The 15,088-nt window shown below is 59.1% G+C and carries 14 protein-coding genes; 6 read left to right on the forward strand and 8 right to left on the reverse strand.

Annotated features, from left to right (window positions below; all coding sequences use genetic code 11):
- The first annotated feature begins 174 nt into the window (after positions 1-174).
- Positions 175-1,065, forward strand: a complete 891-nt coding sequence (locus ABGM91_RS11980; protein WP_215428504.1) for a hypothetical protein — start codon at positions 175-177, stop codon at positions 1,063-1,065.
- A 91-nt stretch (positions 1,066-1,156) separates the two neighbouring features.
- Here the strand turns inward: ABGM91_RS11980 and ABGM91_RS11985 are convergent, their stop codons facing one another.
- On the reverse strand, positions 1,157-1,558 hold the full coding sequence (locus ABGM91_RS11985; RefSeq protein ID WP_354832627.1) for a DUF4870 domain-containing protein: 402 nt from the start codon (positions 1,556-1,558) through the stop codon (positions 1,157-1,159).
- Positions 1,559-1,749: 191 nt separating this feature from the next.
- Between ABGM91_RS11985 and ABGM91_RS11990 the strand changes: the two genes are divergently transcribed.
- A complete protein-coding gene (locus tag ABGM91_RS11990; RefSeq protein WP_354832629.1) occupies positions 1,750-2,475 on the forward strand; it encodes a hypothetical protein in 726 nt (241 codons plus the stop codon).
- A gap of 105 nt (positions 2,476-2,580) precedes the next feature.
- Here the strand turns inward: ABGM91_RS11990 and ABGM91_RS11995 are convergent, their stop codons facing one another.
- The 6 genes from ABGM91_RS11995 to ABGM91_RS12020 form a co-directional block, all read right to left on the reverse strand.
- Positions 2,581-4,836 carry a family 20 glycosylhydrolase gene (locus ABGM91_RS11995; protein WP_354832631.1) on the reverse strand — a complete coding sequence of 752 codons (2,256 nt, stop codon included), beginning with the start codon at positions 4,834-4,836 and terminating at the stop codon, positions 2,581-2,583.
- A 438-nt stretch (positions 4,837-5,274) separates the two neighbouring features.
- Positions 5,275-5,919, reverse strand: a complete 645-nt coding sequence (locus ABGM91_RS12000) for an NAD(P)H-dependent oxidoreductase (protein WP_215428500.1) — start codon at positions 5,917-5,919, stop codon at positions 5,275-5,277.
- Between the two features lie 32 nt (positions 5,920-5,951).
- Positions 5,952-7,043 (reverse strand): histidinol-phosphate transaminase, encoded by a 1,092-nt coding sequence (gene hisC, locus ABGM91_RS12005; protein ID WP_354832634.1) that lies wholly within the window; start codon positions 7,041-7,043, stop codon positions 5,952-5,954.
- Between the two features lie 199 nt (positions 7,044-7,242).
- The gene (locus ABGM91_RS12010; RefSeq protein ID WP_354832636.1) at positions 7,243-7,770 is read right to left on the reverse strand and encodes a hypothetical protein; all 528 of its coding nucleotides are present in this window, start codon (positions 7,768-7,770) and stop codon (positions 7,243-7,245) included.
- A 200-nt stretch (positions 7,771-7,970) separates the two neighbouring features.
- On the reverse strand, positions 7,971-8,801 hold the full coding sequence (locus ABGM91_RS12015; RefSeq protein WP_354832638.1) for a GrpB family protein: 831 nt from the start codon (positions 8,799-8,801) through the stop codon (positions 7,971-7,973).
- Positions 8,798-9,010: a hypothetical protein gene (locus ABGM91_RS12020; protein ID WP_215428496.1), complete on the reverse strand. Its 213-nt coding sequence runs from the start codon at positions 9,008-9,010 to the stop codon at positions 8,798-8,800. The genes ABGM91_RS12015 and ABGM91_RS12020 overlap by 4 nt, the downstream gene beginning before the upstream one ends.
- A 156-nt stretch (positions 9,011-9,166) precedes the next feature.
- Here ABGM91_RS12020 and ABGM91_RS12025 point away from each other — a divergent pair, with 156 nt between their 5' ends.
- The 3 genes from ABGM91_RS12025 (at position 9,167) to ABGM91_RS12035 (ending at position 13,238) form a co-directional block, all read left to right on the forward strand.
- The gene (locus tag ABGM91_RS12025; protein WP_215428495.1) at positions 9,167-9,667 is read left to right on the forward strand and encodes a hypothetical protein; all 501 of its coding nucleotides are present in this window, start codon (positions 9,167-9,169) and stop codon (positions 9,665-9,667) included.
- A gap of 289 nt (positions 9,668-9,956) precedes the next feature.
- A complete protein-coding gene (locus ABGM91_RS12030) occupies positions 9,957-11,543 on the forward strand; it encodes a hypothetical protein (protein ID WP_354832640.1) in 1,587 nt (528 codons plus the stop codon).
- Positions 11,544-11,591: 48 nt separating this feature from the next.
- Positions 11,592-13,238, forward strand: coding sequence for a fumarate hydratase (locus tag ABGM91_RS12035; protein ID WP_102713342.1), 1,647 nt, complete (start codon positions 11,592-11,594; stop codon positions 13,236-13,238).
- 635 nt (positions 13,239-13,873) lie between these two features.
- Here the strand turns inward: ABGM91_RS12035 and ABGM91_RS12040 are convergent.
- Positions 13,874-14,410 carry a hypothetical protein gene (locus tag ABGM91_RS12040; RefSeq protein ID WP_354832642.1) on the reverse strand — a complete coding sequence of 179 codons (537 nt, stop codon included), beginning with the start codon at positions 14,408-14,410 and terminating at the stop codon, positions 13,874-13,876.
- A gap of 172 nt (positions 14,411-14,582) precedes the next feature.
- On the opposite strand from ABGM91_RS12040, the gene ABGM91_RS12045 reads away from it, so the two are divergent.
- On the forward strand, positions 14,583-15,035 hold the full coding sequence (locus ABGM91_RS12045) for a 6-carboxytetrahydropterin synthase (RefSeq protein WP_215428492.1): 453 nt from the start codon (positions 14,583-14,585) through the stop codon (positions 15,033-15,035).
- Positions 15,036-15,088 lie beyond the last annotated feature (53 nt).

Genomic DNA, 15,088 nt, shown 5'->3' on the forward strand with positions numbered 1-15,088 from the left:
CCGTCCGGAAGAAAATAAGGTAAATTTACCCGAACATTTCTCCCTCCCGGACGGTCTAATATCATTGGCGCGCATCCACCGCGCCGCGAACGCCAACCCAGCTATAGGACCAACGCCATGAGCAATATCAACCCATTCATTCTAACAGGGATGATGCCGCTTTCAGCCTCATCCATGAACCGCGTCTCCTACATGTGCCCGGTCACCATCAGCAATGACGTGGTGCAGGGCCAGACAGACATTCAGGATTCCCTCACCGTTGATTCCGGCGGAAATCTTTACATCATCAACGCTCCCGTTTACGTGGGAGGCCCCAACCAGCCGGACCACGGGCACGGCACGGCGCACCTGGTCATCCGGAACGGAGGCACCCTGACCCTCCTGGGCAACCTGCCGGACCACATGACCGTGTTTCTGGGCAGCAAGGCCAAGGGCAGCCTGGAGATCAACGGGGGGCGCCTGCTGATGGGACAGGGGCGCATCCTGGGCTCCCGGGAGCACGAAGGCAGGATCGTGATGACGGACGGCTGGCTGTTCGCCTCTGAAGTGGACTTGCCCGCCGAGAACTCGGAACTCATCATCAGGCACGGCCTGATGCGCATCCGTAAGTTTTCCGGGAACGTCTCCACCCACATTTACGGCGGCGTGCTACACGTGAAGGAGGAGGCCCATGCCAGCCGCATCCACCTGGTGGACGACGGTGTGCTGCTGCTGGGCAGCGTCACCAGCCAGCCTTCCGCGGACGTGATGGCGGGCGCGGGCATCAACTTCCGCGGGGACGGCGGCGCGCTGGTCATCCGCGTGCCCCATCCGGAAAACGCACTGACGCGCACGCGGGAGGCGGAGCATGTTTTTGACGAGCTGCTCAGAAGAGGCAAGCTTTTCCATGACAGCGAACCCATGACCAGCTTCCAGGGCTTCAACATGCGGGAATTCACCGGGCATGACAGCCTGACGTATGCCGCCCTGCGCCCCGCCGCCCAACTGCGGGCGGAACAGAACCAGGTCACGCGCCTGCTGCACTCCTTCATGTACGGCGGTAGTGAGAAGGAACTGCCCATCTGAACCGCGCCGGGACGGAACCCCTCTGCACAAAAAAGCCGCCGGCACAGAACGCCGGCGGCTTTTTTGTGCAGTTGGAAACTGGAAGTATCCGTTATTTCAGGAATTTGATGGTGAGGGGTGCTACGTAATCATAATCTCCATTGGCCACCTTCACGGCAGTGATAATGGCGAAAACAATCCAGGCGATGATGATTGCGGGGGCCAGCACGAAGCCGATCAATACAAAACATAAAAGGAAAGCCGCCACCGTATAAATCGCCCAGGAAATCTGGGCATTCAGGATGTTCTTGCCCACCTTGTCCACCAGGGGGTTGGTTTCCTTCCAGACCAGCCAGCAGATCAGGGGCGGAATAATGTTTACGCCGGTGGAGAAGCCGAAAAAGACAGACACCAGCGGAGATACCGCCGTAAGGGTGGCCTGCGTCTTGTCCGTCTGTTTTTCAGGAGCGGGCTCCTGAACCGGTTCCTGGATGATTTGTTGTTCTTCGTCCATAAAAGTTTAAAGTGATGGAAAGCGGAGGAGAACGAACGGAAGCCTCTTCCACTCCTTTCCGCCTTGGTTAACACCTTTTTCACATATTCCGCCATGTAGTCAAGCTTCCAGGCCGTTCGTTTTCCGAATAAAAAGCGTTCTCCAGCAATCATCCTTGCCTCCACGGCGGGAAGGAGCTACACATGCAGGCCATGACCAACGCCCTGACGCTGCTCACCTTTTCCGTCTGCCTGGGGGCCTGCTCCCCCGGCGTGCCGGAGATATTGCCTCCGGCCTCCTCCGTCACCCGCCGTGAAGCCCTTGAAACCAGCAGGGCTTACACCGCCATGGTCTGGAAGGGTTCCTCCCGGAACGTCCGCCATGGAGAAGACCCGGACGGCATCCGCATTGACACGCCGGACGCGGCCGCTCCCGGCGACCATGCCGGCGCGTGGTGGCGCCCCGGCAAGCGTTCCACGGGCATGCCGTACAAATGGGGCGGCTTTGACACCCCGCGCCAGTTTGCCGCACGGTTGAAGGCGGACGCCGCCAGCGGAGGCGCCCCTGCCGCCGCCGGAGACATGGGAACGGCGGAAAAACAGGCGGCGGGGGATGCCGCCGTCAGCCGTTTTGCCGCCGGGGTGGACTGCTCCGGCTTCGTCTCCCGCTGCTGGCGCCTGGACAGGCCCTTTTCCACGCGGGAGCTTCCGGCCCTTTCCCGGCCCGTGCCGTGGGAGGAGCTCCGCACGGGGGATATCCTGATTGCGCCGGGACGCCATGTGCTCCTGTTCATCCAATGGGTGGGAACGGCAAAAGACAGGTTCATGGGTAGTGAAGCAGGCCCCCTGCCCGTCTGGAAATGCGGGGAGCACGTTTTCAGCCGCTCCAGCCTGGAGAAGAACGGCTACCTTCCCATGAGGTACAGGGGGATGCTGTGACACGCGCCATCCCAAAGAGCGCACCGGAAACAAAGAGCGCCCCGCCATCCGGAGACGGCGGGACGCTGTAAAGGCCACGGTGCACGCAGCTGCCCGGAAGGGCAGTTACTGCGGCTGCACGGTCATGTTAAACACCTTCCCCTGGAAGGAGGAGCCCAGTTCCTTCAGCGGGAGCACGAAGGTGGAGCGCACTCCCTGGGTGCGGGGTCCGAAGTTTTCGTCCGGGTTGCGGAAGCTCTTGAGCGTCATGGTTCCCGCGGGCTGGCCGTCAATGAGCAGGCTGGTTTTCTCCGGTTCCCCCACAATCTCAACCTTCACCTTCTTGCCGACGGGCAGCTTGGTTCCGAAGGAGAATTCCAGGGAGTCATCACGGCGGAAGCCCATGGTGCCGTCTTTCATGACGGCAAACAGCTTGCCCTCCGGGCCGGAAAGCAGCACCTGCTCCGTTCCTTCCGGAGCGGCGGAAAGTTCAAGCTCCATGGCAAGGCGGTAGTTGGGGCCCAGCGCGGGCTGGTTCAACTGCTGGGGCAGCTTGCCGGGAACCACGGAGAAGGGCTTGGAGTCCTTCCACTTGTGGAGGGGGTTGGTGCGCGGGGCGTCTCCGATGGCCTTCACCAGTTCACGGTGCTGTTCAAAGGAGTCCGGAGCCTGGGCCTTCCCCCACATCTTCTGCGCCAGCACGTCCATGGAGCCGGAGACGATTCCCCAGATGTCATACGGGGCATAGCCGGAGTGCATGATGTCCGTCATGTCATTCCAGATGGCGAAGGCCGCGCCAATGAGCTGGGGATGGCCGGCGGGAAGGGTTTCACTGCCGATGCGGTTGGGAACCCAGTTCTCATACAGGCCCTTGTGGTTCCGGTCCATGCGGTAATAATTGGCGTAAGGCACCACGTAAAGGGCGCCGTCATTGGTATTGATGACGTCGTAGCCCTGGTTCACGGCTTCCCAGGCGTGCATCCACCCGGTGTTCCAGAGGTTCATCTGAACGCCCTTGCTGACCACGGGGGTTTTGCCGGGCTTGGTGCTCAGGCTGCCCCAGATGCGGGGCGTGTAACCGCGTTTCAGGGCGTGCTTCAGCACGGCGTCCGCAAAATGGCGGTAGTCCTCCTTGTTGCCGTAAAATTCATCCGCGCCCACGTGCACCACGTTGCTGCCGAACACCGGACGGCCCAGCTTGGGGTCCTTCAGCAGGTACTCGTCAAACACCTTGCCCACAAGATTGATGGTCTCCGGGTTGGCGGCGTCCAGCATCTCGTTGCGGCGTTTTTCATGATTCATGGGCCCCTTGTAAATGAGGTCCGGCCTCAGCCGGGTGAAGGAAAGCGCGTGTCCGGGAGTGTCAATCTCCGGCACAATGCTGATGCCGCGGCGCGCGGCGTAGTCAACCAGGTCCGCAAATTCCTTCTTGGTGTAGGAAAGGTCCCGGGCGGTGAGGGGCTGGCCGTCCTTGCCCTTCATGTTGGATTCCAGGCGGAAGGCGGTATATGCCTCCTTGAACGGGTCGCGCCCCTTGTCCACATAGTGCTCCTGGAAGATGAAGTTGTTGTTGATGACCAGGTGCAGGTCATTCATCTTGTACCAGGCCATGGTGCGGATCACGTCCTTCAGGTAGCTGAGGGGATACGGCGTGCGGGCAATATCCAGCATGAAGCCGCGCAACTGGAAGCGGGGGAAGTCCACCGCCGTGCCGCAGGGAACGCTGCCGGGCGTCTGGCGGAGCATTTGCAGCAGGGTGCGCGTGCCCCAGAACAGGCCGGTGGGAGTGGCCGCGCCGATGCGGATGCCGTCCCTGGTCACCTGGAGCCGGTACCCTTCCTTGCCCAGGCTGCCGCCCTTGAGCACGGAAAAGGAAATATCCGCCTTGGCGCCGGGAGCCACAAACTTGACCTTATGGCCGAGCACGTCTTCCATATCCGCCGCAAATATCTGCGCCAGCTCTTTTTCCGGGCACGCTACGGTAACCGTGTTACCCAGCTTGTATTCACCCTGGCCGCCCTTCCATTGCAGGATTTCCGGGATAATCCTGGGCTTCGGGTTGCCCTGGGAGGCGTTCGGGGCCTTGAGCATGATTTCATAATCCTTGCTGACGGCTTCCTTGCCGTCCTTGGTCACCTTGAAGCTGACGTTGACCGGAGTGTCTGAAATGACGGGCGCTATTTTCCCCTTGCTGTTGATGAGCTCTTCGTAATCGGCCCCCAGCAGCTTGATCTGGGCTCCGGAAGCGCTGGGCATCGGCAACTGCTTTGCGCCCGCTTTCACCTCAGGGATGGAAAGGGAATTCGCAATCTGCTGAGCATCCTGCCCCATCAGCGGAGACGCCGCAAAGGCGGCAAGCATCAGGAATATGTTCTTTTTCATTATGTTGGTTTGTTCCGGGGAAAAGGTAAGTCCGGGGTTGTGCTAAACAATACGCGGCTTTCCTCCATTTCTTGCACGGAAGCAGGAAAAAAGGACACCCGCCCCTTCCATATAGCACAGGCGCTCCCCCATGTCTATTTTGAAAGAGGAGCGGCGGGTGCGGGCCATGGCGGGCGGCAGGTTCTTCTGCGATGTTTTTTAATGGCCGCCGGGAAGGAGGGACTTCCGACCCTGACAATTTTCCGGACGGAAACCGGGGAGGAAGGAATTCCCCTCCGCTTCGCTCCGGCAGAGATTTTAAGTGCGAAGGCCGGGAAACCGGACAATCCGGTTGGACGGAAAGCGAAGCTTAAAGTCCGCAGGGATTAAAAAAGGAGATGCCGCCTGCGCGGCATCTCCCGGAAAGACGGCCCGTCCCGCTCCCGCAGGAGGAAAGGATCAGGCGCGGATGTCAATCACCTCACTGGCGGGGAAGCGCACCTTCGCCTCGCGGGCATAGGAATCATCCTGTGCGCGGTAGCCCAGGGCCACGCTCACCACGGAGCGGTACGGCGTGCCGTCCAGCCCCAGGATTTCATCATACTTTTCACGGTCCATGCCGCCGATGGTGCAGGAGTCCACCCGCAGGGCGGCCGCCGCGCTGAGCAGGAAGCCCGCGGCGATGTACACCTGGCAGTCCAGCCACGTGTGCATTTTTTCCGGAGTCAGGGATTTTACGTATCCGGTGTAAAAATCAGCGGAGGAGGCCAGCTTTTCCGCGGACGGGTGGCGCGTGAACTCAATCTGGGCCAGGTAGCGGTCCACGTCCCGCTGGGTAGCCGTCCTGCGGGCGCACAGCACCACGTAATGGGAGCAGTCCTCCACCTGGGACTGGTTCCAGGAGACTTCCCGCAGGCGCGCCTTCAATTCCTTGTTGGTCACCACCACAAATTTCCAGAGCTGGAGGCCCAGGGAGGACGGGCTGAGGCGCAGGCTTTCCGCCAGCGCGTGCCACGTGGGTTCCTCAATGCGGGCATGGGGGTCAAATTTCTTGCAGGCGTAGCGCCATTCAAGGCCGTCAATGTACTGTTCAGGGGAGATCATAACAGGTGAGACAGGATGAACGCTGAAAATGTTTAAAGAACTTCCCTTAAAACTTCAAGGCAACGGGCATTTTCCGCGGGAGTGCCTATGCTGATACGGATCCACTCCGGCAGGCCGTAGCCGTCCTGCGCACGGACGATCACGCCCCTGGCCAGCATGTCGTTGAACACCTTCCTGCCCTGCCCCACCTTCACCAGGATGAAATTGCCCTGGCTGGGAATCCATTCCAGGCCCATTTCCCTGAAGGCGTCTTCATAAAAACGCATGCCCGCGGCGTTGTTCTCCACCGTGCGGCGCACGTGCTCCACGTCCGCCAGGGCGGCCAGGGCGGCCTCCTGCGCCAGCACATGCAGGTTGAACGGCGCGCGCGCCTTGTGCAGCATGCCGGTGACGTGTTCCGGCGCCACGCCGTAGCCCACGCGCAGCCCCGCCAACCCGTAAGCCTTGGAGAAGGTGCGCAGCACAATCACGTTGCGGCCCTCACGCACGAACTTCAGCGTGTCCGGCGGGTTGTCTGAAAACTCCCGGTACGCTTCATCAAAGCACACCAGCACGTGTTCCGGCACCTTGTCCATGAACTCGTCAATTTCCTGCTGGGTCACGACGGTGCCCACGGGGTTGGTGGGATTCGTGATGAAAATGATGCGCGTCCTGTCCGTGACGGCGTCCAGGAAGCCGTTCAGGTCATGCGTCCAGTCCGGCTTGTTGGGCACCTCCACATACGCGGAACCGAACAACTGGCTCATAACCGGGTACATGGAAAAGGCGTGCCTGGCGGCCACCACTTCCGCCTGGGGGTTCAGCAGGGCATGGCACATCAGTTCAATCACCTCGCTGCTACCCGTTCCCACCACGGTCTGGTCAAATTCCACGCCGCAGAACTCCGCAATGGCGGAACGCAGCCGGAAGGCCGCGCCGTCCGGATAAATATTAACGCCGGTAGCCGCGCGGGCAACGGCCTCCACCGCCTTTGGGGACGGCCCCAGCGGATTTTCATTGGACGCCAGTTTCACAATATCATGAGGGTCCAGGCCCAGTTCCCGGGCCGTCTCCTCAATCGGCTTGCCCGGCTGATAAGCCACCAACTCCAGCACATGCTGATTTGCGAAACTTTCAATACTCATAGCGGCGGAATGTTACCGCCATTACCCCCTTCTGGCAATACGGATTTCCATCCGTGAAATTCCCTTAAAAATGCCTGCCGCCGTGCCGTCCAGTCAACAAGCAGAGAGACGCCTTTCAGCGGGATTTTTCCCCTTGCCTCTTAAAGAGCATCCACCTGCCGTTATATACTCAAATGCCGGAGCCCCCTGTCCCCGGCATTTATTCATCTTTACCCTTCCGGGAGCTTGAATACCGGATATCTTCCGAGACCAATTGATGGGAGTGCAGCAAATAGGTCCGCACGTAAATCCGGACCAGCTCCCCCGAGGAAAGGTCCACATCCCAAAAAGTGAAATAGAGGCGCTCCTCCTTTTTTTCCACGATATCTGTCAGGGAATCCACAAAAAGATACGGAAAAACGGCCCGGTGAACTTCCTTTTCAAAAAACGGCCTGGAGTCCCTTACCTTCCGCATCCGGATGGTGGTCAGCAGCATTCCGTCCGGACTCAGTGTGTTCCGGGTTTCAGTATAACAGGGGTTGTTGGCCTCGTTGCGTCCCATGCTGCGTGAAACCAGGGAGCGGGAAGCCGCATCCCAATACGGCGGAGCATCCGGAATGCTATACCGTGTTCCATCAAAGGAGGGGTTCTGGAACGATTGTTTTTCCGCCGCCGTCACTTCCCGGCACAGCGTTTTCATGGAAGCAGCCGTCTCCGGCCTGATCCGGTCCCGTCCGGGGTTTTCCATCTCTCCGGCAACACATGCCAAGGGGAAAAACATGAGGAATGTTCCAATATTCATCACTATTACTATATTCCTTACAACGTAATAGGCCAAAAAAATCTGTAAAGGATATTTTGGGTGAGGGAAAAAGGACGCCCCATCCGCCACATGCCGAAGCCACGCGCACCCTCCTGATAAAAAACGGACAGTCCCCGCCCCGGGCCTTACGGAACGTACCTGCCCGGCATTTCCTCCCGCGCCCGGCGGGTCATGGCCGTAATGAGCTCCGTCTTCCCCTCCGTATAGGCGTCGCGGTTGAACTCAAACTTCTCTTTTAAAGAGTGTTTGAGGCCGGCGTACTTCTGCGCCTCCTCCGGGTGAGCGGCCAGGTAATCCCGGAAGTAGAGTTCATCCCAGTCCCGCCAGGGGCGCACATGCAGGTGGAAAGCCTGCCCCCGGAAGCCTTTTTCCGTATACCCCTTCACCAGAACCAGGCGCATCTGAGCCTCGTCACGGTGCATCTCCCGGTAGCCGCACTTCTCCACCAGGGCAGGAACTTCAAAGACAAGGGAATCAGGCCCCACCTCCAGCAGAATGTCAATGGTGGGCTTGGCTGCGAGGCCGGGAACGGCGGTACTGCCAACGTGGGAAAGGCGCCGGATGCAATGGCCCGGCACGGCGGATTCCAGAGCATCCTTCTCCCTCCGGTAGATTTCCGCCCATTCCGGCCTGGGCTCACTTATGATAATGGGGAACAGACGCCAAAGCTCTTCAAGGCTCATGGAGGACAAAGCGGTTTTATCCGGAAGACGGCGGGGCATTCCCGGAAGATACGGGAGGCGGGGGGAGAAGTCAATTTCCCCGGCGCCCCTGCCCGGCTGCCGCCGTGGAAGCGCATTCCTTCTTCCCGGATTCTCCCGCCTGCCCTGTCCGTTCCCGCACCGGGGGCGGCACCGCAGCGCCTGGTACCCCGCCACGACAAAAGCGAAGGCCGTCACCGCCAGGAAGGAGCGGAACAACCAGGCCAGCAGTTCCCAATAAATCTCTTGAGTCATGCGGAAGGTTTTTGACGGGAGGACGATCCGTTGCCCATATCTTCCCGGAGACGCTTGACAGCAGAGGCAATCAGGGTAGCTTTGTCCAGCAGGCAGCGATCCACCTGGAGGGCTTCAGCTTCCGCATCCCGGAAAAAATGGACGGATAACGGCATTTTCCCCTTGATTTGAATTTTTTTCTGACTCTTTTTTTTATTTCCCGCCTTCATAAAAATCCTTCTTTTGGTGCAATAATGGCTTCAACAGCCCTCTTACGCTGTCATAATGCACCTGAAATGGTACTTTAGTCAACGAAAATATACCATTAAAGTGACCTTTTACAAAAAAGGTTGAAAAATCGCACCATTCCCGTTATAAATCATTACATGAGTGAGAATCAGGATGAACTCAAGGTGCAGATCAAGGCATGGCTGAAAGCCCAGAACATCTCCCGCAGTGATTTTGCGGCAGCATGCTTCGTCTCTCCCCACACGGTCCGCAACTGGCTTGCCAAAGTGTCCATCCCCAAGGACAAGGAAGCTCTCATCCGCCTCATGATGGAAAAGACGGAAGGAGAGAAAAAACTGAAGGAGGCGGCAAGAGCCAATTGGAAACCCTTTGCCGTCATGCTGAGCACGGAGGATTACAAGCTCATTGAAGAAGCTGCCAGAAGAGACAACATGACAGTGGAGGAATGGGCGGAAGCCACTCTGATCAAGGACGCCCAAAGGAGGATGAAGAATTATTACGACGACGAAAGCAGCCTCGTGAACGATACTCCCATGGCTGCGGAAATTCCGGAGGAATACGGCGCTCCCAAGTCTTCTTCCTCTTCCAGTTCTTCGTCCTCCGCCCCTTCTTCTCCCCGCCGCAAACCACGGCAGTAAACTACAGGGGATGTAAACCGCCCTTCCGGAACAGGAATGGCCGCCCTCTGACGGTTCCCTTGACTCAAATCCCCCGGCACCCTGCGGTTTCGGGGGATTTTTATTCCGGCGCCTGGCGCGCCGCAAGGCCTTGCGGCAACTGAACCGGGAACGGTCATGAGCAAGACCATCTTAATGAAGAAGGCGCGTCCTGCGGGCCACGGCGGGGACATTAACGCAAAGGCTTGCGGCGCCTCAGTCCGTTCTTTTTTCTTGCCTGGCATCTCCAAGGGTGTCTATCGTATTAACAATGAAACAACTACTCTGCCTGCTGTTCCTTTCCGCCTTCCGGCTCCCGCTTTCCGCCCTGGCGGAGGCAGTTCCTCCGCCCGTTCCCGCCATTGCCGTCAGGATGGTGCATCCGGACAATCAGGAGCTGGCTGGCAAAGGCAAACCGGCCCCGGAAGGGTACACGGCCTGCGTGCATGAGTTCCGGGGAAACAATGGGGAAATGAAACGGACACGGCTGTTTGTGAAAGATACTCCCGTCATCACGGAAGCGGAGGTGGAGCGTGCACAGGCAGATCCGGGCAGTCCCGGACAGATCAACATCACCCTGAACACACGGGGCGGAAGAACCATGAAAGAAACCACCTCCGCCATGGATCTGGGGCATGACCGGCTGGCGGTTCTGGTCCATGGAAGGGTAACCACGGCTCCCGTAGTGATGGCCATTCTTTCCAATACCTTCACCGTCTCCGGACTGGACGGGGAAAATGAAGCTGAAAACCTGGCTGAACTGCTTAACCGCAAGGCTGCCGCCGGAAAGGCGACTTCCTTCACTCCCCGTGATCTGGCCCTGTATGCCGTTCATCCGGACAGCGGCCGGCTGGTGAAGGAAGGAACGCTTTCCGTACCGGGCTACCGGCTCTGGAGCCGCCCGGGCGCGGAGGAAGGAAAGAACGCGGAGAAGGAGTACCTGTTTCTGGGGAACGCCCCCATCGTCACCGGGGATTATGCCCAGTCCGCACGCCCCAATCTGGATTATCCGGGGCATCTGAACATCGTCTGGAATGAAGAAGGGGCCAGAAAGCTGGAACAGGCCTGCGCCGCCCTCCGGCCCGGCAGGGACAGGATAGCCGTAGTCCTGCGCGGAGCCATCCTGTCCACGCCCGTGCTCCATGGAGCGCCTTCCCATGCCACCCTCATTCCCGTGCCGGGGGATGACCGCCAGCTGGATGGCCTGTGCACGGCCATCAATAACCAGCTCCCGCCGCTCACGGAACAGCAGCAGCGGGAGGCGAAAAAGGAGCTGGCCATTTATCCCGTGCATCCCCGCAGCGCGGAGCTGGAACAGAGGTTCCTCCAGAAACTCCGGCGGGGAAGAACCATTCACCTGAAAAGCGGGTTCCGCTCCATTCCTTACAACCGCCCCGGTTTCCCGGAGCCCGTCCCGTCCTGGGCCTTCATCCGGCCGGAATCCCTGATTGGCCCGGAGGATGTCCGGTACGCGTCACGGGAGCAGAACGGCACCATCACGTGCGGCCTGCTGCCCCGGGTGCGGAAGAAGCTGCGCTCCTTCATGGACGGAAGCCCGGCGGGAAACGTGGCCGTGGCGATTGCCTTCCGGGGGAAGGTGCACCAGGTGTTCAACATCAGAAACAGCTTGTGGCAGATGTGGGGAATCCCCCTGGTTACCACCATTCAGCCTGTTTCCGCCATTTACATCCTCACCCCGGAGGAGGAACGTCGCATGGACCGGGAATTACTGTACTTCATCCTCAGGGACATGCTGTCCCCCGCCTGCCCATGGTTCTTTAAAAACTGCGTTCCCTTCCGTACCCTGGGCGAACAGAAGCCTTTTTTAATGATTGATTCCGGCTTGGACCGGCCCTGATTTTTTTGCTCGAACCGGGGGCGGCGCTCCGCTATATTGCCTCCCGTTATGGCAACACCGGATTTTCATTACCAGGACCCTTTTCCCATTGAAAAGGATGACACCCAGTACCGCCTCATCACGTCCGACTACGTGAGCGTGGGGGACTTTGAAGGGCACCCCATGCTCAAGGTACAGCCGGAGGGCCTGCGCCTGCTGGCCGCGGAAGCCTTCCATGACGTGGCCTTTTTCCTGCGCCCGGCCCACCTGAAGCAGGTGGCCGCCATTCTGGACGATCCGGAAGCCAGCGCCAATGACAAGAGCGTGGCCCTGACGATGCTCCGCAACGCGGAGGTAGCCTCCGCCGGCATCCTGCCCTTCTGCCAGGATACGGGCACCGCCACCATCGTGGGCAAGAAGGGCCAGCAGGTCTGGACCGGCTGCGATGACTGCGAACAGCTTTCCCACGGCGTTTACGATGCCTACACCCAGAACAACCTGCGCTATTCCCAGACGGTGGCGCTGGACATGTACACGGAGAAGAATACCGGCACCAACCTGCCCGCCCAGATTGACATTGAAGCCGTGGAAGGCATGAAGTACTCCTTCCTCTTCGTCGCCAAGGGCGGCGGCTCCGCCAACAAGACCTACCTTTACCAGGAAACGAAGGCCCTGCTGAACCCGGCCACGCTGAAGAAGTTCCTGGTGGAGAAGATGAGCACGCTGGGCACGGCGGCCTGCCCGCCGTACCACATCGCCTTCGTCATCGGCGGCACATCCGCGGAAAAGTGCCTGAAGACGGTGAAGATGGCCTCCACCAAGTATTACGACAACCTGCCCACCACGGGCAACGAGTACGGCCGCGCCTTCCGCGACCTGGAGCTGGAAAAGGAACTGCATGAGGAAGCCTGCAAGCTGGGGCTGGGCGCCCAGTTCGGCGGCAAGTGGTATGCGCTGGACGTGCGCGTCATCCGCCTGCCCCGCCACGGAGCCTCCTGCCCGGTAGGCCTGGGCGTCTCCTGCTCCGCGGACCGCAACGCGAAGGCCAAGATCACGCCGGAAGGCATCTTCATTGAACAGCTGGAAACCAATCCCGGACAGTATATTCCGGAAGCCCTGCGCATGACCTCCAGCGAGTCCGTCTCCATTGACCTGAACCGCCCGATGAAGGAAGTGCTGGCGGAACTGAGCAAGTACCCCGTCACCACGCGCCTGAGCCTGAACGGCACCATCATCGTGGCGCGCGACATCGCCCACGCCAAGCTGAAGGAACGCCTGGAAAAGGGTGAAGGCATGCCCCAGTACATGAAGGACCACCCCGTGTACTACGCCGGTCCGGCCAAGACCCCGGAAGGGTACCCCTCCGGCTCCTTCGGCCCCACCACCGCGGGCCGCATGGATTCCTACGTGGACCTGTTCCAGGAAAACGGCGGCTCCATGATCATGATCGCCAAGGGCAACCGCAGCCAGCAGGTGACGGACGCCTGCCAGAAGCACGGCGGCTTTTACCTGGGCTCCATCGGCGGTCCCGCCGCCATCCTGGCCAAGGACAACATCAAGAAGGTGGAATTGCTGGAATATCCGGAACTGGGCATGGAAGCCATCTGGAAGATTGAGGTGGAGGACTTCCCCGCCTTCATCCTGGTGGATGACAAGGGCAACGATTTCTTCGCGAAGATCCGCGAAGGCTGGGCCTGCGCCGGCTGCGGACATTAAGCCGCCCGGACAGAGCGCCGGATTTTTACCCCCTGTTCCGCCATGCCGCGCGGAACAGGGGATTTTTTACGGGGCTTTTACAGGAAGAGCCGCGGCCATCCCTCATCCTTCCTTACGGGAAGCGGGACAAAAATCGTTTCATCCCTGCACTCTTTTATCCCTTTTGGGCTTTTGGGTGAACTCTCCCGAGCATCCCACGGTCCGCCGTTCAAGCATTCCATGAGGAAATCCACAGCCGCCAGAAAACCTTGCAAGACATTTCCTGGAGACTTTCCCTCTTGACTATTTATGGAATTTTTTTATAGTAGCTCCAGTTAGTATCATACAAATCACATCACCTCTAATAAATCGCCCCGTCCTGTGTCAGCAGGACGGGGCTTTTCGTTAGCTGAACATTACAATGAGTAATTCAATCAGCCTAGTTAGTATGATACAGTAATTCACATGGTACACCTCCTTTTTCAATCCGGGACCAACCCGGCACGGAGATTGTGCATAAAATAACATTTATTTCAAGATTTTCTCATTTGAGAAGTTATGCCCACAAGCGGCCGAATACTGTCTTTCAGCCCTGTTTTCCGCACGTGCCGCAATCCGCTCACAGGAAAACCTCCGGAACCTGTGCGTCGCCCACTTCACCCAAGCAGGGAATAAAGCAGCATCAGCGCCAGATTGGCGCCAGCGGCCAGCAACAGTCTGCCCGGCTTCAAGTACCGCGCCTTTCCCAGGAAAACCGCCAGCACCGTGAAGACGGCATACAGGGACGTCCACATCAGGAAGAATTCCGCCAGATTCCTTCCGTTCCCGAGATTGTCCAGGGGCATCTTCCAACCGTAAAACAGGAGGGGAAACGCCGGAAGCACGGCATAAACGGCATATACCCAGTTCCTCGCCACCGGCCTGAAAGTGACCGTCAGCGGGTCCCTGCCAAACAGGATATTCCGGGCATGGATGTCCTGCACTTTTTCCTTCCGCAGGGCGAAGGGAAGATAGAAGAGAAGAAGCATGGGCAGCAGGGCGGCCCAGGCGTACAAGATCGCAGCCGCCCCCAGCATGAAGACGAAGAAGGCGGTAAAAATGATGGGGATGCCCGCCATGAGCAGGAAAAGGAGGCTTGTCCTGCGATCCGATTTTTCTCCCATTTTCAGGAAGGACCATGAAAGGTAGGCCATAGGGTAAAAGGCTGGTTTTCCGGATGTTGACAGAAACCACAGCCGCATGCAAGGAAAAGCCTGCCCACCGCCAGCCGGAGCCGTCACGGCCCCTTCCTCACGCAGGAAAGGGGGACGCAGACAGACTCTGATTGGGATTGCCCGCCGCCCCTTCCCACGCTATCCTGCCCTCATGGCCTACCGAATCTGCAAATCCATTGAACTGGAAAGCGGGCACCTTTTGTCCAAGCACCCCGGCAATTGCAAATTCCCCCATGGCCATACGCGCTCCGTGGAGATGGTGTTCCGGGCGGATACGCTGGACGCCAATGACATGGTGCTGGATTTCAAGGCCGTCAAGCAGATGATGGGGGATTTTCTCCAGCAGTTTGACCATTCCCTGTGCGTGAATACGGAAGACCCCAATTACGCCGCCTTTGTGGCCGCGTACGGGGAACGCATCATCCCGTTTGACCGGGAAGACCCCACCAGCGAGGTGATGGCGCGCACCATTTTCAACTTTGCCCGGCATGCGCTGGAAAAAGCCAAGGAAAGCTGCGGGGAGTACCCCGTGCGGGACTGCGTTACACTGGAACGCGTGCGCGTGTGGGAAACCAGCAGTTCCTGGGCGGAATACGGGGAATAGAAGGGACAAGCCCGGTTTCCGCCGTCCCTGGAACGGGCAGGCACCACTCCATT

This window comes from Akkermansia muciniphila, from assembly GCF_040616545.1.
Taxonomy (GTDB): Bacteria; Verrucomicrobiota; Verrucomicrobiia; order Verrucomicrobiales; family Akkermansiaceae; genus Akkermansia; species Akkermansia muciniphila_E.